The sequence below is a fragment of the Lacinutrix sp. MEBiC02595 genome (genome assembly GCF_053601555.1).
This window is the reverse complement of sequence record NZ_JBSHNU010000158.1, coordinates 92,877-111,030: the sequence shown is the minus strand read 5'-3', so window position 1 is coordinate 111,030 and position 18,154 is coordinate 92,877. Positions and strand designations below refer to the sequence as shown.

The window sequence follows — 18,154 nt, the reverse complement described above, 5'->3', positions numbered from 1 at the left end:
TTCACTTAAAATAATACAAATATTCACGGACAATTCATTTTAATATAAAGCATATGAAAAATACAAAAAACTTAGGCATTTGGATGGATCATTCCATTGCAAACTTGATTGATTTAAACTCCAAGAAACACTGTAATTCTATAGAGTCAGAATTTACTTTCGGCACCAAAGAAGAAGCATTAAATAAAAGCGAAAGTGGTATGCATAATAAAAAGCAGCAAATGCAGGAAGCCTACTATAAAGAAATTGGAGATGTTATTTTAAACTATACTAATGTACTTCTATTTGGACCCACAAATGCAAAAACAGAATTGCATAATTACCTCCATAAAGATTTGCATTTTAAGAATATAAAAATGGATGTGGAATCTGCAGATAAGATGACAGATAATCAACAACATGCTTTTGTTAAAAACCATTTTAAACAATAAAGCATCTTCCGTATTTACATCCTATTGGTGCTATACATGTATCCAACAGGATGTATACTGTTAACTTTTTTGCAATAAGCAAAGTTGTTTCTTTTTTAAGTTCTCTATTTTTATGAATTTCTACTAATCCTATTTTCTCTCTTTCCACATCTGCCTGCGCACTTATCGAAACGTATTCTTCTGCTGCCATAGATAAAACGCCAGCTACTAATCCTGCGCACTTACCAAAACAACAGCTGCTCTTAACCAATTACTTCGGTGTATGTAAAGGGTATCTAAATAGTACTCAAATATTCTAAATTGCGTTCATTGCATGTTGTAGATTTTATGAACACGAATATTTGATAGCACCTATCAAGATACAAATATTTGCTATTAAACTATTGGTATATAGCGTTTTAATCCTGTGGTTTTTTAAACTAAAAGGAACGTTTAGTGATAGTTTCAACAACTGATAAATATCATTTTTTGTGGATAAAAGTTATCCTATTTTTAACTTCAGATAATAAATATGTATTGAGCCAAACAAATTCTATAACAACAAGAACCAAACTCTTTTTAGATGAAGTGGGAGATATGACTTATTTCGCCATTCGTTTTTTTAGAGAAGTATTTACATCTCCATTTGAATGGAAAGAATTATTAAGGCAATGTTACCAAATGGGTAATCGCTCTTTTGTATTAGTTGGTGTTACTGGTTTTATTTTAGGATTGGTTTTTACACTACAATCCAGGCCTACACTTTCCGAGTTTGGAGCAGCTTCTTGGATGCCATCCATGGTAAGTCTGTCTGTAATAAGGGAGATCGGTCCAGTGATTTTCGCATTAATATGTGCAGGAAGAATTGGTTCTGGAATCGGTGCAGAACTTGGTTCTATGAAAGTGACAGAGCAAATAGATGCTATGGAAGTATCTGGAACCAATCCTTTTAAATATTTAGTAGTTACACGCATATTAGCGACTACATTAATGCTTCCGTTGCTAATTCTTATGGGAGATGCTATTGCTTTATTAGGGTCTGCACTCGTCGAGAATTTAAAAGGGGAAGTTTCCTATTTGTTATATTTTAACAAGGTATTTGATGCGTTGCAGTTTAGCGATGTACTTCCGGCTACTATAAAGTCTTTTTTCTTTGGTTTTGTTATTGGTTTGGTAGGTTGTTATAAAGGCTATAATTGCTCAAAAGGGACTGTAGGAGTTGGAAAAGCATCCAATGATGCGGTAGTATATACCTCTATGCTGCTATTTGTTATCGATTTTATAGCAGTATTTATTACCGATATTTTTTTTGAAATATGATAGAAATTAAAGAGAACATAAAACCTGTTTTAGAAATTAAAGACCTTCATAAAAGCTTTGGAGATAATCACGTACTTAATGGTTTTAACTTAAAATTATACAAAGGTGAAAATCTTGTAGTCATGGGCAAATCGGGATCTGGAAAATCGGTGATGATAAAATGCTTGGTTGGCTTATTAGAAGCAGATAGTGGTAGTATTACTATAAAAGATCTGGATATTCTAAAATTAGGACGAAAAGAATTAGATGTGCTTAGAACAGAAATCGGATTTTTATTTCAAGGAAGTGCATTATATGATTCTATGACTGTTCGAGAAAATTTAGAATTTCCTTTACGAAGAAATCGAGATAAAGTGGACGCTTCTAAAACTACGGAAGAATTAGTTGTAGAAGCATTAGAAAATGTAGGATTGGCTAAGGCTATAGATTTAATGCCAGCCGAACTTTCGGGAGGAATGCAACGACGTGTCGCTTTAGCGAGAGCTTTAATATTAAAACCAAAAATTATTTTATATGACGAGCCTACCACCGGGCTAGACCCAATTACAGCAAAAGAAATTATTCAATTAATGCGAACTATTCAAAAAACATATAAAACATCTTCTTTAATTATCACGCATGATGTGGATTGCGCACGCGTAATTAGCAACCGAATGATTTTACTGGTCGATGGCGTTAATTATGCAGAAGGGACTTTTGAAGAACTCTCCAATTCCAAAGATATAAAAGTTCAAGCCTTTTTTAAAAATTAGATATTATGCAAAAATCAATTTCCCATAAAACCCGACTAGGCTTCTTTGTAATTCTTGGTACAGGTATTCTATTAGCAGCACTTTATTTTATTGGTAATAGGCAGTACCTTTTTAGTAATAATATGCAACTATATGCCGTGTTTAAAAATGTAAACGGACTTCAATTAGGTAATAATGTTCGCTATTCTGGAATAAATGTAGGTACCGTTAGTGGTATTGAAATGATAAACAATAAAGAGATAATTGTAGAAATGATGGTGGATGATAAAACAGGAGTTTTCATCAAAAAAGATGCAATTGCAAGTATAGGATCCGATGGATTGGTAGGTAGCATGGTTGTCAATATTACTCCTGGTAAAGAGAATTTACAAACGGTTATTTCTACAGATACCATTACTTCGTCTAGCAATATTGGTACAGATGAAATGTTATCTACACTAAATGTTACCAATGAAAATGCAGCATTGCTAACTGCAGATTTATTAAAAATTACCAATAAGATCTTGAATGGAGAAGGTGCTTTAGGTGCTCTAATTTCCGATTCCCTGCTTACTCAAGATATTCGGACTGCATTAATCAATCTAAAACAAACGACCAACGGCGCCAATACACTGATAGGTTCTCTAAACAATAAAGTTTCAAAAATCGATATGGAAGAAAGTGCCGTTGGTGTTTTATTGACGGACACTATTGTTGGAAATCAAGCCAAGAATGTGTTTTTGCAATTGGAGAATTCAAGTATTAAAATTTCGGAAGCTACAAAAATGCTAACGGATATGATTTCTGAAATAAATACTACGGAAAGCACCTTCAATTATCTTACAAAAAATGAAGCTTTACCAAAAACGATAGATTCTACCATGTTGGAAATTAAAGAAGCTTCAGAAAAGTTAAATGAAAATATGGAAGCCCTGAAACATAATTTCTTCTTTAGAGGTTATTTCAGAAAACAAGAGAAGATCGAAAAAAGAAACAATAAAGTACAAGAAGGAAATTAAATATGTAGATCCGTATTTGAAAGTTTTTATATATTCTATAGAAAAAGCTAATCGATTCTTAAAAAGAGGTTGGTCATGTATGCATCTTAATTCTCTAGTACTTTTATACACTTATAGGAACAATACCCGCCGCACCGCCACCAGATAGCACTAATCTAATCTTGTATTTGTTTTTGTACTTATTGTTTTAATAAATTATAAATGCTGTACGTGTTGTCTTCCTCTTTTACAGCAATAAGATGATCGCCAATAAATTTAGAGGTTATAGTTGGTATGCTGTGTTGTGATTTTAATTTATCAAATAACAAATTATGCGGACCACTAATATGTAATACAAATTTATTTTGAGTGTCCATAATTAACTCATTATAACTATAGTTAACTATGTTTTTGCCCAAAGTGTTTTTGTCACCTGTATCTATTTTATAATATTTTATTGCTCTAGCGAAACCATTTTCAAAAGAGGTTGCCGCTATATATTCTGTAGGAATAACGGTTTCTCCTTTGGTGTTTATATAACCATAAAAGACAATATCTTCACGCTTTTCTTCAATAAGACATAATCCATTACTAAATATTGGAGGCGCTGTAGCGGTAGCAACAATATCTTTTCTATAGTCAATAACAAGGGTTCCGTTGGTATCTATAAATCCCCAAGAATTTCCATTGCTAATAGCCATCAAGCCTTCATTAAAGTGGCCTAATGCATCTATGTTTTTAAGGGATTGGGCATTTGCCGAATACGCTGTACTTAAAAGAAATAATACTACTAATTTTAAATGTTTCATCGTTTTATTTTTTGTTTCTATTTAGGTGAAGTTATGGCTCTGCTTTGTTTTTTCAAATGACGAATGTCAGTTGCATTAAATTTCCTATTTAAATATATTGTTGTTTTTAAATAGCACTTATAATTTAAAATGGACTGTTTATTTTTGTTATTTACGCTATCCTAAGTTTTAATAAATTAAAGGATTTGCATCGTATTTTCTTAATACAGAAAGCAATTGTTCTAAAGGGATTTGTATGGAGTAACTACCTGTATAAGAGGGACACATTACGCAATCATCAAAATAATATTCTACATAGGTTTCATTAACAACAAAGTTGTCTTTGTATTTAAAAAAATCATCATTAGATAATTCCCAGCAGTCGTAGTATGTTTCACCTAAGTTTATTTGTTTGGTGATTTCTTCGTTTAAAATAGTTGTAAACTCATCTTCAGAACCAACATTAAAGAAATCTTCATAATTCATAAATACACCTCTGGTTAAATCAAAGTTTATACAGTCAAAAGAATAGGTTGGGTGCAATGTGCCAGAATAAAAGTTCTCTTTATAAAATAAGATGCTTACCAACTCGTCATTTACATTGTAAATCTTGTAATCTATATAGCGTTTTTCTCTAAATTTTTTGGATTCTATAGAGTCACATAATGCTTTGTCTTTAAGAATCTCAGCTTCTGTGCCTACAATATCCACATAGTAATCGTTTATGTATTCATTAAAATTAATAGTAGTAGGATTAAAGTCTTCATTAAGTAAAGGATACGTGAAGTCTAAAGTGTAATTTTTTTCTTCTTTAAAATATTTTTTTTGAATAATGAGTTCCTGTAATTCGCTTCGTTCATCTTTTTTTTTGATTAGTGTTTTTTGCTTCAACTCGATAGATAGTGCTTTACTAATAGGAAGGTCTTTATCTAAAACAAGAATAGAATCGGTTAATTTTTCCGAAGGAATAATAACTTCTTCATCCATTATTGTTGGAGATTTTAACTTAGGGTCATTTTTACAAGAAATAATACTAAGTAATAATAGAATATAAAGATATTTCATAGTGTTTCGTTTATGGCAAAAGTAAAGCGCTTTGTTTATGGAAAGAATGACTTTTGTCATTTTATGTCTACTAATTTGGGATTAGCTTTGAAGTATATATTAAATAAATACGAGATGAAAAAAGTATTAATTCCTACAGATTTTTCGGAAACATCCATGAATGCTATTAAATATGCCATGCAATTATTAAAATATGATATTAGTGAATTTACAATAATGAATGCTTTTGCAGATGAGGTGTACAAGAATACAAATCAAATGTGTAGAGAAGATTTTGAGGAATTTAAAGATGCATTTCAGAAAAAAGTAGACCGCACATTACAGCAAGAAATTGCGGAGATGCTTGCTATTTCTCCAAATCCTAAACACACCTACACCTATATTTCTCGATTTGGAAGTTTGGTAGATGAGACCAATGAAATTGTAGAAAAAGAGAATATAGATATGGTTATAATGGGAACCAAAGGAAAAACAAATGACAGAAATATCACTTTTGGAAGCAACACGATACAAGTAATAAAATATGTAAGATGTCCTGTTTTGGTAGTGCCTGTAGGTTATCATGAATATGCTCCTAGTAATATATTATTCCCGACAGATTATATGCTTCCTTTTAAACGACGGGAACTTAAATTAGTAAGCACATTGGCAATGAGTTTTGCAGCCTCTATTCATTTCTTATATATATCCGATTTTAAAGAATCATCGCATAGACAAGTAGATAATAAATCATTTTTGGATTACTGTTTTATAGATAATCAGATCACTTTTGTGCAAACTCCTGGAAAGGATGTAACAGAACGTATTAATAAAACTATAGACGACCAAAAAATAGATATGCTTGTTATGGTAAATCAGCGCCATTCTTATTTAGAAAATATTTTTCACAACGCAACAATTGAGGAGATAGGCCTACAAATTAAAATACCATTTCTAGTGCTTCAAAATTTGAATCGCTAATACATAAACGTATTACCGTGTGTCTCCTGATAAATGTCATAGTTATTGGCAGTTTGTTGTAGTACTTTTATACTACAAATAAACTTGTCATGAAAAAAAAGATATTATTACCAACAGACTTTTCAGAAAACGCATTCAACGCTATAAATTATGCCATTGCACTCTATAAAAAGGAGCCTTGCGAATTCTATATTGTTCATTCCTATTACCTTTCAGGATATAATAAAAACAATCGCTTGAGTGCTGAACCTACAGACGAAAAATTAAAGGAGGTAAAAGAGAGAGCAGACAAAAATATGGAAGGGTTAAAGGTGCAAACCCGTTTTAATGATTTTAGTAATAACCATACGCTTCATTTTTTAAATGTATTTGGATCTTTTAATGATGTACTTAAAGATATTGTTGAAAAGGAAGATATTAAGTTAGTTATTATGGGAACGCATGGAGAAACAGATGATAGAAATGCTGTTCTTGGTAGCAACGCCGTAAATGCAATGGAGAAAATAAGAAATTGTCCAGTGCTTACTATTCCTGGAGATTTTATTTTTAAAGATCTAAATGAGATTGTGTTTCCTACCGGTTTTAAAATTCCTTACAAAGAAAATGAATTAGCAACTTTAATAGAAATCTCGAAATTAGCAGATGCACCAATCCGTGTTTTGCATATCCAAAAAAATAAAAAATGGACTAAGGAGCAAGTGGAAAATAAAGAGTTGCTCCACCAAATTTTAGATACCACCAGTTTTACACATCACGATCTCTTCCATTTAGATTTAAAAGAGGGCGTTCGCTGTTTTGCACAAAGTAGAGGAAGTGATATGATTGCTTTTATAAATAAGAAACATAGTTTTTTTGGTAGTATTTTTTCTAATCCAATGGTAAAAGACTTGGGCAATAATGCCAATGTTCCAATACTAGCTTTACACGATTTAAGAAACTAGAGGCTAAGCATCCATAAAAAGGAAGTATAAAAAGAAAATTAAAAACACTGTATTCATTCTAATTGGCACCTATGACTTATGTCCTTTCAAGCTTTATTCGTAGGTGTTAATTTTATTATAAATATTGAAATTATGAAAACAAGTGTTCGCTATTATCAAAACAAACAATAGTTTCGTTTATTCATAAAAAAAAGAGCTAATATTTAGCTCTTTTTTTTGTTATAGCTTTTTTTAAGCTCTTAAATCTAGTCGTTTTTTCCCTGTTATTTCTTCAATATTTATTAAGAAAACAGCAGGAATATCATCTTTATAAATTTTACTAGAAAAGTCGCTAATAAAATTTGCTTTACTTTGTTCTTTCTCTAAAAGGATATCTTTAATACCTAAGGAGAACTTGTGTAAATACGCTTTTGCATCACTACCAAAACGCTGTTCAAAAGTACCATGTACTAATACCGATCTCCAATCGGTTACATCTTTAATATCCGAAATAAGTAAAGATACTCTAGGGTTTTTGCGCATTGCATTCATTTTATGTCCATCTCCAGAATAGCATATTATAGCATTCGATTCTTTATCAAAAAAATAAGTGATTGGTACAACAAAAGGGCTGTTGTTAAATATATAACCTAACTGGCCGGTATAATTGTTTTCTAAAATATAATCCATTTCTTTTTCTTCTAAGTTTTTAAACATGGCTATTTTTATTTAATTAGTAGATGTGTTATTTTGAATGCTTTTATAGAAAATTACCTGCAGCATCTAGTTTTACTTTTATGCGTTTGTTTCCATTTGTTAATGTGATTTTATACTTTTTTTTGGCAATATCACCTTCATGATATTTTACTAAATATAAATCAGATGTAATATCCCATTTTGGAAATCTTTTTAAAACAGCTTTCACCACAGGTATTGGTAAATCGATATCCTTGAATTTTTCGGCAGTTCTTAAAATGTTGCCATCACTATCATAGGTTGCAAGAATTTTTCCTTCAGGTATTATAAAATACACCTCATAAAACTCATACTCATCCGCATAAACATCTAATGTTTTAATATCAAAATTTGCAGCTTTTAGTTCTAATTGTTCTACAGGAACAGCCAAATCTTCAGCATCTGTACCACTAATGTATTTGTAGTTTGTATTTACTAATACCACTTCATCCAATTCCGTAAGTGTAGGGTCTTGAGCATACAATGAAAAGGTTAGCCCGAAAACCAATACGCACATAATTATTTTTTTCATAATCATACAATTTAAAGTTTATATTATATGGTATTAAAAGTAGGTATACATTACAATGGGAACTATGATAAATGTCAGTTAATGAGTAGTTTCTGTTTTATGTTTCCTTGTTTTTAATACCAACTTGTATCTCTGGTATTTTTATTAGTTCTATAGTTGTAGATGCTAAAATAACTTTTCCATTTGTTGCTTCTATTTCTTTTCGAATCGCATCGTTTAATACATGTTTTGTGATTCGTCTTTTTTTATAATCGATAATATATCTTAAATTAAATTTCACCCAATTATCGGTTAATGTTATAGCTAATGTTGGGTCTACCATAGCATCTTCAATATAATATTTAGCTACAATTTCTGTCCATTGCTCTTTAGATGCTCGGGTATATTCTGAAAGTAAATCTGTAGCAACTTTAATAATGATAGTTTTTGCTAGTTCTATATCTGAGCCATATCGTATAGGTAAATTAAATTCATCCCAAATAAATGGGAAATCTTTAGAGTAGTTATGAACAGGTCCTTTAAATACAAATGCGTTGCTAAGCTTTACAATTCTACCGGTGTAATTATCACTCTCCACCCATTGTCCAATTTCCATCATTGTGGTATAAACGCTGTCGACATCCATAACGTCTCCTTTTATACCGTTAATTTCTATTCGATCTCCAGGCTCATACACTTTTACCAAAAATATATATAAGGAGCCAGCAATACTTAAAATTAACTCTTGTAAAGTGAAAGCTAGTCCAGCGGAAAGTAATCCTAACGTAACTGTAAAGTCTTTAATACTTCCGGTGAAATATAAAATAGTAATAAAAGCAAGTATAAAATAGCCTAGTAATTCTACACCTTTTTGCGACTTATATCGTACCGAAGCATTGTCTATATTTCGTTTTAAAAATTTTCTAATAAACCGAATGCATAACAATACAAATGCAACAATTACAACGTATTTAAGAATACTTTGTAGAAGCGGGTAGTCTTGAAGCCATTGTTGTATTGTGTCCATTTTCTTTCTCTAAATTATTTATATATCTTCATATAATCTTAATTTATTATGTAATGTTGTTATTTCATTTTGCAAGCCTTCTACGTGTTGTAATAAGTTATAAACGGCATCTAAACCTTCTAAATTTATGTTTAAGTCAAAATGTAAACGCATCATTTTTTCAACCTCAATAATTTGTGTTGTTTTTATATAATTTACATTATTGGAAACCACAATTTCAATCAATTCATAATCTTGTAACTCCTTTAGAAAAGTTGCAGGCACATTATAATGTGTACAAAAGGTGGTGATAGAAATTAAATCTGTTACTTCCATAATTATCTTAGTTTTTGAAGTTCTGTAAATAATTCTTTCTCTTTATCTGTAAGTTTTGTTGGCGTTTTTAGTTGATAGGTTATATATAAATCACCATGTCCTTCTTTTTTATACTTCGGAAATCCTTTTCCTTTCAATTTTACTTTCGTTCCATTTTGGGTTTCTGGTTTAATGGTAAGTTTTACTTTTCCGTTAAAAGTATCTACCATCAAATCACCTCCAAGCATTGCGGTATATAAATCTAAATCTACCGTTGCGTACAGGTTCTCTTTATCTCTTTTAAATTTAGAATGGTTTTGAATGGAAAATTGAATTAATAAATCGCCATTCGGCCCATTATTGACACCTTTTCCACCATGCCCTTTAATCTTAATCGTTTGTCCGTTTTCTACACCTGCAGGAATAGTAATTCGTATGTTTTTATTATTTACTGTAAGTGTGCGTTTATGGTCTTCGTAAACATCTTTAAGCTCTAACTGAAGCTCTGCGTTAAAATCTTGTCCTCTAAATCTGGAGTTTCTTTCGCCTCTGCCTGAAGATTGACCTCCAAACATGTTACCAAAAATATCTTCAAAATCTCTTTCGCTATAACCACCAGATGGACCAGATTGTCCTTGATACGCTCGTTGTTGTCTGCTTTGCTGCTGTTTTGCTTGTTCGTAAGCTTCCGAGTTTTGCCAATGCTCTCCATATTGATCGTACTTTTTACGATTTTCCGGATTACTCAATACTTCATTAGCTTCATTAATTTCTTTAAACTTTTTTTCCGCTTCTTTATCATTCGGGTTTAAATCTGGATGATGTTTACGCGCTAGTTTTCTGTAGGCTTTTTTTATGTCTTTTTCGGAAGCTGTTTTAGAAATCCCTAAAGCTTTATAATAATCTATAAATGCCATTTATTTCGATTTATGCGTTTCTATATGGTGTTTTAATTCTTGTTTTAAGGTTTCCAAATAATCTTGCAATTCTGCAACATCCACATGAGGATGTTCTTTGGAAGGAATTGTAACGGGTTCTTCTAATAAAAAGGTATACAATTCTGGGTAATTAGTTTCTATATTGGTAGTTATCTGGGTGATCTGCGTGAGCAACTCTTGTTTTGTTTTCATACCTAACTTTTATATTAACTATAAATTTACTGATAAAAATACTTCAATACTATGATTATAATCAGTTTTAATAAGTTAATTATTGACTAATTATTTTACCGTCTTCCATCGTGATAATTCGATCTGTTCGATTAGCGAATTCTTCGTCGTGCGTAACAATTAATAAAGATAGATTTTGATCTACACTTAGCTTTTTAAATATGTTAAAGACATTATCGGCATTATGACTATCTAGGTTTCCTGTTGGCTCATCTCCCATAATTATTAAAGGGTTATTTATAAGGGCTCTTGCTATTGCCACACGTTGCTTTTCTCCACCAGAAACTTGTGACGCGCGTTTATGTGCCAGATGTTCTATGTTTAATATTTTAAGCTTTTCATATGCATCTTTTTCAATTTCTTTTACACTTTTTTCACCTAATTTTTTAGCAGGAAGCATCACGTTTTCTAATACGGTAAATTCGGAAAGTAAATAATGAAACTGAAACACAAAGCCAATATGTTTATTTCTAATTACCGTCAATTTTTGTCTATTATCTCCTGTTATTAAATCGTTATTCAAATACAATTCGCCTTCATATTCTGTATCCATTGTAGATAAGATGTATAATAAGGTAGATTTTCCACAACCAGATTTTCCCATTATGGAAACGAACTCTCCTTTGTTAATCTTAAAATTAATATCCTTAAGCACATGAAAAAGCACAGGTTTTTTAAAGTATTTATTGATGTTTTTTGCTTCTAAAACGGTTTCCATTATTGTCCTCTTATTATTTTTACTGGATCTATTTTTTTAGCTTTCAGAGATGGCAAATAGCCAGCAAAAAAAGTCGATATGATTGCAAAAGCGAAACCTATTACATAATACCAAACATTAAAGTCAATAGGATAGGTATCTACTTTAGCTAATGCATCTGTTTTAAAAGGAATAGTGCTAATTATGTTAGTGAAAATTAACCCTATTAATAATCCTAAGGTTCCGCCAATTACACCAATTATCATGGCTTGACTCATAAAAATGTATTGTACATCTTTACCCGAAAAACCAATGGCTTTTAAAATGGCAATGTCATTCATTTTTTCATAAATAAGCATACTTAAAATATTATAAACACCAAAACCAGCAACTATTAATAAGGCTATAGAAACCGCGTAGGTAATAAGGTTTCTAACATCTGTACCTGTTTCAAATTGTGCATTTGCAGTTTTAATATCTATTGCTGTTACATTAAATTGTTGTTCTGTTTTTTTAGATAATGGTAATGCTTTTTCGATATCATAAAGCTTCACATTAATATCTGTGATATAATTTTCGGCTTCCCCTAAAATGCGTTGTACCGTTTTTAAGTTTACAAAACTTTGAATCGCATCAATATCGGAAACACCACTTTGATAAAGACCCACGATTTTTAAAGGGAATAGATCTCCTTTTATAGTACTTATTTGTACTCTGTCTCCAACAGATAAGGCCATTTTTTTTGCAACACCCGAACCTAATAAAATCCCGTTTTCTGTATTTTTAAGTTTCTCGGGGGAGCCCGCAATAATATAATCTCTAAAATTAAATAATCTAGCTTCTTCAATAGGTTGTACACCTGTTAAATTACCAGCGATTTCAATAGATCCTGCTATGTAAAATATTTGTGTTTTTATTTGTGGTATGGCGCCTTTCACATCTTTATTTTTCTTTAAAAAATCGATGATTGGTGAGGCGTTATGGATTTTTTTCTGACTTAATTTGGGTTTAATAGAATGTACAATGTTAAAACTATTTTTAAAAGGATCATAGATGTCAACTGGTTGTTTTTTTGAGGGTTCAATTTCGTTATAGATATGAATGTGAGGTGTTTGATTTAAAATTAAATCATCTAACATATTATTCAATCCTGTCATGAAACTGACCAAAGTAATGTAGGCGCCAATACCAAAAGTAACACCTAATGCGGCAATGGCAGTAGATTTAAACTTTGTTAGTAATTGCTTTTTTGCAATGTCTAGTATGACGGTCCAGTTTACCATTATTCAAGTTTATAAATATAGGTGTCTTTGGTAATTCCGCTTAGAACTTCAATAAATTCCATGTTTGCTAAACCTGTAGTAATAGATACTAAGCCATCGTCGGTATGCACTTGGTTGTTATCTGTGATGTAACTTTTTGGAATCGTTAAAACTTTTTCTTTTTTAGATATTACAATATTAGCTTCGCCTGAAAGTCCTGGGTATAATATTTCTGGAGGATTTATAAAAATAGCTTCTACTTTAAATGTTTGGTTCCGTTCATCTTTTTTAGGATATATCTTAGATACTTTTCCTTTTAACAGTTTACCACTATAAGCGTCCAATGTTATTAGAACCTCTTGGTTTTTTACAATTTTTACAATATCGACTTCATCTACCAACATTTCAATAATAAAAGTAGTTGCGCTACCAATAGAAGCTACTGGCTCCATGGTGTTTACTAATTCGCCAGATTCTTTATACAGCGCATATACCTTGCCATTTATAGCACTTTTTATAGTGAAATCTTTCGTGCTTATTATAGAGGTTTGATATGCATTATGTGCTTGTTGTACACTGGTGCTTAACTGGTTTTTAGTTTGATTGTATTTATTTTTAAGTACGGTTAGATTATTTTTAGACAATTGATAGTTTAGTTGTTTGGCATCAAACTCTGCTTTAGATCCTATACTTTGTTTCCAAAGGTTTTGTTGTCTGAAAAAATTAATAGAATCGTTTTTATATTTCAAATTTGCAGCTTCAATTTCATCTTTTATTCCAGATAAAATAGCAGCAGTTCCGTTGTAGTTTTCTTTTGCTAAATCTAAAGATAGTTTTGCATTTTGTGTATTTAAAATTGGAGTGTTATTTATTATTTGAGAAATAGTTTGATTTCTTTTAATCCAATCGCCTTCCTCTACGACGTTTTTATCTAAAATACCAGATACAATAGCATATGCTTGGTACATGCTATCTGGTTGAATAGTTACAGAAGAATATACCGATTCTGTTAAATCTTGCTCCGTAGGAAGGATTTTATCGGTTGATTTCTTGCAGGATATAACGATAGCGATAACTATAAATGCATAAAGTTTTTTCATTATTTTTTTAATTCCATTTCTAGTTTTGCAAGCATTATTAATTCTGATTTATTTCTGCCAGAAAAACTGCTAGCAATAGCGTTCGACGTTTGTAGTATTAAACTTTTAATCGAATTGGTAAATAAATGTGTTTCTTCCTTTTTATAGGTTACAAAATCTTGGTAGAGCGCTTCTGTATTTTGGTAATCTTCTTCCTGTAATGTGTTAAATGTACTTTCTATTTGTTGCACGGCAACTGGATCTAAAGAAGCCATAGGAAGCCATTGCGATTGTATGATTTCTTTAAGACTCTCGATTTCTAGGACTTCTACTTTTTTGTCTGAAGCAGCAATTGCATAAAATAATTTCCCTAAGTTTTTAAAAAAAGTAGGAGTGAAAATTTCATTCTTTTCCATAGTTATATACTAGATGATAGAGTAAAAATATAGGTAAGTGGATTAATAAACTATGATAAAAATCAGTTGTTATAATTTATTGTCGAAGGAGTCAAATGAATAGTGGTTTGGGATACACCGAAAGAGAAATATGATAAAAATCATATTCTGTTCGTTTTTAGTAAATTATATTTGTAATGTAGTTTTAGGGAATTACATGTTAATTAAATCGGAAGCGATTTATCCATAGAAAGCCAGATAAAAGTCTGGCTTTCTTGTGTATTATTAAATAAGAATATTTTTATTTACTGATATTTGTCATAGTTTTTTATCGTTGTCGGCGTTAATTTTAAGGTATTAATCTTAAATACTATAGCGATGATGAAAATACTGATTCCCACTGATTTTTCAGACAATGCCATGAATGCTATTAGGTATGCATTGGCATTTTTTAATTACCAAAAAGCTGAATTTTATTTTATGCATGCTTATGAAGCTGAGGTATATAATCATAAAGACTTATTAAGTAGAACAGATTTCAATACCATTGTAGAACGCGTTAAAAAGCAATCGGAGGTGAATTTAGCAAATTTGTTACATAAAGTTAAAGAGATTTCTCCGAATCCGAATTTCAAATATTTTACAAAATCCGCTTATAATTCTTTGCTAGACGAAGCAGATTTAATAGTAGAAAGTGAAAATATAGACCTTATTGTTATGGGAACAAAAGGAAAGTCTAATAATAGTGGTCTAACCTTTGGGAGCAATACATTACAGGTTTTAAAATATGTGCGATGTCCTATATTGGCTATTCCTCAAGGTTATGTATATGAGAAGCCCAAGCAAGCATTGTTCCCTACCAATTACTTGATTCCCTATAAAAGAAGAGAACTCAAGTTGCTGTGCGATTTACTTTCGCCTTACCGAACAAAAATAGATATGCTTTATGTTTCTAAAAGCAAAGCCTTATCCTTTAGACAAGAAGATAATAAAGCTTTTATTGAAGAAACGGTATGTAAAAACAAAATTAATTTTTATCAAACAGATAGTAAGAAAATCGATGCTGCCATCAATACGTATGTTATGAATAATAGTATAGATTTTTTAGTAATGGTGAATACGCAACATTCCTATTTAGAAAACATATTATTTCGGTCTACAATAGATAAAATTAGTTTAAAAATTGCTATTCCATTATTGGTTATGCAAAATTTAAGACGCGAATAAATTAAAAATAATATCATGAAAAAAATACTATTACCAACAGACTTTTCAGACAATTCTAAGAACGCTATAGTCTACGCCTTAAATCTATTTAAAGATGATGTATGTACTTTTTATGTTTTAAATACATACACGCCAATTGTATATCAAATGGAATATATGCAAACGAGTAGTGCACAATTTGAACTACTAGATATAGTAAAGAAAAGTTCCTTAAATGGTTTATCTGCTATAAAAGAGGAGATAGAGAAAACGTATTCTAACGCAAAACATACTGTCGAAACTATTTCTACATTTAATACTTTAATATCGGAAATAGAAGAACAGGTAAAACGTGAGAAAATCGACTTGGTGGTTATGGGAACACAAGGAGTTTCCAACGTACAAGGTGTTTTATTTGGATCTAATACAGTACATGTTTTTAAGAATATAAAATCACCAGTTTTAGCAATTCCTAGTGGTTTTGAATTTGAGTCCGTACTTGAAGTTTTGTTTCCAACAGATTACGGATTAGATTTTCAGGATAACCAACTAGAACCATTACTACATTTAGCATCTAGCAATCATTTTCGTGTAAATATTTTACATGTTAATTATGGGGAACCGCTTTCCGAAAAACAAAAACAAAATAAAGAAAATCTGAAAGTTTATTTTAAGCATGTTGCTCACATATTCCATGACGTTAAAAATAATAATGTGCAGGATGCGATAAACGAATTTCAACTAAAAACTAAAATTAATTTACTGGTTATGATTAATAATAAACATTCCTTTTTCGAGAATCTGTTTTTCAAGTCCACCATAAACCAAATCGGTTTTCATTTAAATATTCCATTTCTAGTAATTCCATCTAAATTATAAACATTAAAAAATGAAAATAAATATTTTACTACCTACAGATTTTTCAGATAACGCATGGAGCGCAATAGTATATGCCTTAAAGTTGTATGCAAACGAGTCTTGCGTCTTTTATTTTTTGCATACTATAAATGACGAAAATTTATATAAAAGAAGCCTAGTGACCGATTATTTTTTAGAAGCATTAGAAGAAGGAGCTACTAAAGATTTATCAGAATTAAAGGAACAATCTATAGCTTCTAATGCAAATGAAAAACATGAATTTGAAGTGGTTTTAAGTGCTGAAAAAATAGAGGTTGCTATTAAAAAGAGCATAGAAGAATATGCTATTGATATGGTCATTATGGGAACCAAAGGCGCATCTAAAAATGAAAATATATTTTTTGGTAGCAATACGGTTCGTGTTTTAAATAAAGTAAAAACCTGTCCGCTGTTGGTGGTTCCAAATGAATTTGATTTTGTAGAACCAACGCAAATTGCTTTTCCAACAGATTATAATCGTTTTTATAATGGGGAAGAAATTCAAGTATTACGAAACCTAACCGAATTGTATAATTCTAAAATTAGAATAGTTCATATTGAAGAAGAAAAGAAATTAAATGAAGTACAGCGATATAATATAAATGAATTAGACGAATACTTAAATCAAGTAGAACACAGTTTTCATTGGATGCCAAACTATGCTAAAAAAGCAAGTGTAATTAATGATTTTATCGAAGAATTAGATATCAATATACTTGCGATGGTAAATTATAAACACAGTTTTATTGAAAGTGTTATAAATGAGCCAGTTCTTAAAAAAATTAGTTTTCATCCTGTAATTCCTTTTTTAGTGATTCCAGAATAATTTAAAATTTTAAAACTATGGATGCTTTAGACATTAATATCATTAAATCTTCTGGGGAGAAGGTGAAGTTTTCTATAGATAAATTGCGTAATTCTTTACAGCGTAGCGGAGCAAATAAAGCTACGGTGAATCAGATTTTAGATATTGTTAGAGACGAATTATACCAAGGTATTTCAACTAAAGAAATTTATAATAGAGCTTTTGCATTACTAAAAAAAAAGCACAGGCATTTCGCTTCAAAATACAAGCTTAAAAAAGCCATTTATGAGCTTGGACCAACAGGTTTTCCTTTTGAAAATTTTATAAGTGCAATTTTAAAATATTCTGGTTATCAAACTTCGACCGGAGATATTCTTCAAGGCACTTGTGTAAAGCACGAAATAGATGTGCTAGCGCATAAAAAAGAGAATACCACGATGGTAGAATGTAAGTTTCATGGGGAGCAAGGTCTTAATTGTAATGTGAAAATTCCGTTATATATAAACTCTAGATATATAGATGTGAAAACCCATTGGAATGCAAATAATAATAACAGCACCAAACTCACTGCTGCTTGGGTAGTAACAAATACACGTTTTACAGAGGATGCCACACTATTTGGGAAATGTGCAGGACTGTATTTGTTAAGTTGGGATTACCCAAAAAAGGATGGGTTGAAAGATAGAATAGATAGATTAGGATTGTACCCAATAACCGTTTCCACCTTGTTAACCAATAGAGAGAAGCAATTTTTGCTAAGTAGAGATGTTGTTTTATGTAGAGATTTACTGGATGATGCTTTCTTTTTAGACCATTTAGGGGTTTCTGAAGTTAGAAAGGAAAAGATATTGGAAGAAATAAAAAGTTTGTGTACTAATTAAAATA

At 30.8% G+C, this 18,154-nt stretch carries 22 protein-coding genes and 1 pseudogene; 10 read left to right on the top strand and 13 right to left on the bottom strand.

The window, feature by feature from the left end:
- Positions 1 to 53 precede the first annotated feature (53 nt).
- A complete protein-coding gene (locus ACVCZW_RS03405) occupies positions 54 to 431 on the top strand; it encodes a hypothetical protein (RefSeq protein WP_452231646.1) in 378 nt (125 codons plus the stop codon).
- 58 nt (positions 432 to 489) lie between these two features.
- Here ACVCZW_RS03405 and ACVCZW_RS03400 read toward each other — a convergent pair.
- A pseudogene (locus ACVCZW_RS03400) lies at positions 490 to 725 on the bottom strand (VIT1/CCC1 transporter family protein); the annotation flags it as partial.
- 222 nt (positions 726 to 947) lie between these two features.
- Between ACVCZW_RS03400 and ACVCZW_RS03395 the strand changes: the two are divergent.
- Genes ACVCZW_RS03395 through ACVCZW_RS03385 form a run of 3 tightly spaced genes read left to right on the top strand, consistent with a single transcriptional unit; the run spans position 948 to position 3,480 of the window.
- On the top strand, positions 948 to 1,730 hold the full coding sequence (locus ACVCZW_RS03395; protein ID WP_452228078.1) for an MlaE family ABC transporter permease: 783 nt from the start codon (positions 948 to 950) through the stop codon (positions 1,728 to 1,730).
- Positions 1,727 to 2,482: an ABC transporter ATP-binding protein gene (locus ACVCZW_RS03390; RefSeq protein ID WP_452228077.1), complete on the top strand. Its 756-nt coding sequence runs from the start codon at positions 1,727 to 1,729 to the stop codon at positions 2,480 to 2,482. The genes ACVCZW_RS03395 and ACVCZW_RS03390 overlap by 4 nt, the downstream gene beginning before the upstream one ends.
- A 5-nt stretch (positions 2,483 to 2,487) precedes the next feature.
- Complete coding sequence (locus ACVCZW_RS03385) at positions 2,488 to 3,480, top strand: MlaD family protein (RefSeq protein WP_452228076.1); 993 nt, start codon at positions 2,488 to 2,490, stop codon at positions 3,478 to 3,480.
- A 179-nt stretch (positions 3,481 to 3,659) separates the two neighbouring features.
- On the opposite strand, the gene ACVCZW_RS03380 is transcribed toward ACVCZW_RS03385, so the two are convergent.
- Positions 3,660 to 4,268, bottom strand: coding sequence for a WG repeat-containing protein (locus tag ACVCZW_RS03380; protein ID WP_452231645.1), 609 nt, complete (start codon positions 4,266 to 4,268; stop codon positions 3,660 to 3,662).
- Positions 4,269 to 4,436: 168 nt separating this feature from the next.
- Positions 4,437 to 5,312: a hypothetical protein gene (locus tag ACVCZW_RS03375; RefSeq protein WP_452228074.1), complete on the bottom strand. Its 876-nt coding sequence runs from the start codon at positions 5,310 to 5,312 to the stop codon at positions 4,437 to 4,439.
- Between the two features lie 114 nt (positions 5,313 to 5,426).
- Between ACVCZW_RS03375 and ACVCZW_RS03370 the strand changes: the two genes are divergently transcribed.
- Together ACVCZW_RS03370 and ACVCZW_RS03365 are read left to right on the top strand one after the other, a co-directional pair.
- A complete protein-coding gene (locus ACVCZW_RS03370) occupies positions 5,427 to 6,272 on the top strand; it encodes a universal stress protein (RefSeq protein WP_452228073.1) in 846 nt (281 codons plus the stop codon).
- A gap of 89 nt (positions 6,273 to 6,361) precedes the next feature.
- A complete protein-coding gene (locus tag ACVCZW_RS03365; protein WP_452231644.1) occupies positions 6,362 to 7,213 on the top strand; it encodes a universal stress protein in 852 nt (283 codons plus the stop codon).
- A 231-nt stretch (positions 7,214 to 7,444) separates the two neighbouring features.
- On the opposite strand, the gene ACVCZW_RS03360 is transcribed toward ACVCZW_RS03365, so the two are convergent.
- From ACVCZW_RS03360 to ACVCZW_RS03315, 10 genes are all read right to left on the bottom strand, one after another.
- Positions 7,445 to 7,909 (bottom strand): pyridoxamine 5'-phosphate oxidase family protein, encoded by a 465-nt coding sequence (locus ACVCZW_RS03360; RefSeq protein ID WP_452228071.1) that lies wholly within the window; start codon positions 7,907 to 7,909, stop codon positions 7,445 to 7,447.
- Between the two features lie 43 nt (positions 7,910 to 7,952).
- Positions 7,953 to 8,459 (bottom strand): nicotinate-nucleotide adenylyltransferase, encoded by a 507-nt coding sequence (locus tag ACVCZW_RS03355; protein WP_452231643.1) that lies wholly within the window; start codon positions 8,457 to 8,459, stop codon positions 7,953 to 7,955.
- Between the two features lie 97 nt (positions 8,460 to 8,556).
- Entirely contained in the window at positions 8,557 to 9,465 is a 909-nt protein-coding gene (locus ACVCZW_RS03350) for a mechanosensitive ion channel family protein (protein WP_452228069.1), read from the bottom strand.
- Between the two features lie 18 nt (positions 9,466 to 9,483).
- Positions 9,484 to 9,780, bottom strand: coding sequence for a chaperone modulator CbpM (locus ACVCZW_RS03345; protein ID WP_452228068.1), 297 nt, complete (start codon positions 9,778 to 9,780; stop codon positions 9,484 to 9,486).
- Positions 9,781 to 9,782: 2 nt separating this feature from the next.
- Entirely contained in the window at positions 9,783 to 10,676 is an 894-nt protein-coding gene (locus ACVCZW_RS03340; protein WP_452228067.1) for a DnaJ C-terminal domain-containing protein, read from the bottom strand.
- The gene (locus ACVCZW_RS03335; protein WP_452231642.1) at positions 10,677 to 10,889 is read right to left on the bottom strand and encodes a hypothetical protein; all 213 of its coding nucleotides are present in this window, start codon (positions 10,887 to 10,889) and stop codon (positions 10,677 to 10,679) included.
- 79 nt (positions 10,890 to 10,968) lie between these two features.
- Positions 10,969 to 11,646, bottom strand: a complete 678-nt coding sequence (locus tag ACVCZW_RS03330) for an ABC transporter ATP-binding protein (protein WP_452228065.1) — start codon at positions 11,644 to 11,646, stop codon at positions 10,969 to 10,971.
- Positions 11,646 to 12,908 carry an ABC transporter permease gene (locus tag ACVCZW_RS03325; RefSeq protein WP_452228064.1) on the bottom strand — a complete coding sequence of 421 codons (1,263 nt, stop codon included), beginning with the start codon at positions 12,906 to 12,908 and terminating at the stop codon, positions 11,646 to 11,648. The genes ACVCZW_RS03330 and ACVCZW_RS03325 overlap by 1 nt, the downstream gene beginning before the upstream one ends.
- Positions 12,908 to 13,987: an efflux RND transporter periplasmic adaptor subunit gene (locus tag ACVCZW_RS03320; protein ID WP_452228063.1), complete on the bottom strand. Its 1,080-nt coding sequence runs from the start codon at positions 13,985 to 13,987 to the stop codon at positions 12,908 to 12,910. The genes ACVCZW_RS03325 and ACVCZW_RS03320 overlap by 1 nt, the downstream gene beginning before the upstream one ends.
- Entirely contained in the window at positions 13,987 to 14,382 is a 396-nt protein-coding gene (locus ACVCZW_RS03315) for a hypothetical protein (protein WP_452228062.1), read from the bottom strand. Before ACVCZW_RS03315 ends, ACVCZW_RS03320 begins: the two co-directional genes overlap by 1 nt.
- 357 nt (positions 14,383 to 14,739) lie before the next feature.
- Here ACVCZW_RS03315 and ACVCZW_RS03310 point away from each other — a divergent pair, with 357 nt between their 5' ends.
- The 4 genes from ACVCZW_RS03310 to ACVCZW_RS03295 are packed head-to-tail and all read left to right on the top strand — an operon-like array spanning position 14,740 to position 18,150.
- Positions 14,740 to 15,588 (top strand): universal stress protein, encoded by an 849-nt coding sequence (locus ACVCZW_RS03310; protein WP_452231641.1) that lies wholly within the window; start codon positions 14,740 to 14,742, stop codon positions 15,586 to 15,588.
- Positions 15,589 to 15,603: 15 nt separating this feature from the next.
- The gene (locus tag ACVCZW_RS03305) at positions 15,604 to 16,446 is read left to right on the top strand and encodes a universal stress protein (protein ID WP_452231640.1); all 843 of its coding nucleotides are present in this window, start codon (positions 15,604 to 15,606) and stop codon (positions 16,444 to 16,446) included.
- 10 nt (positions 16,447 to 16,456) lie between these two features.
- Positions 16,457 to 17,290, top strand: coding sequence for a universal stress protein (locus ACVCZW_RS03300; protein WP_452228059.1), 834 nt, complete (start codon positions 16,457 to 16,459; stop codon positions 17,288 to 17,290).
- Positions 17,291 to 17,307: 17 nt separating this feature from the next.
- Positions 17,308 to 18,150 (top strand): ATP cone domain-containing protein, encoded by an 843-nt coding sequence (locus tag ACVCZW_RS03295; protein ID WP_452228058.1) that lies wholly within the window; start codon positions 17,308 to 17,310, stop codon positions 18,148 to 18,150.
- The last annotated feature ends 4 nt before the right edge of the window (positions 18,151 to 18,154 follow it).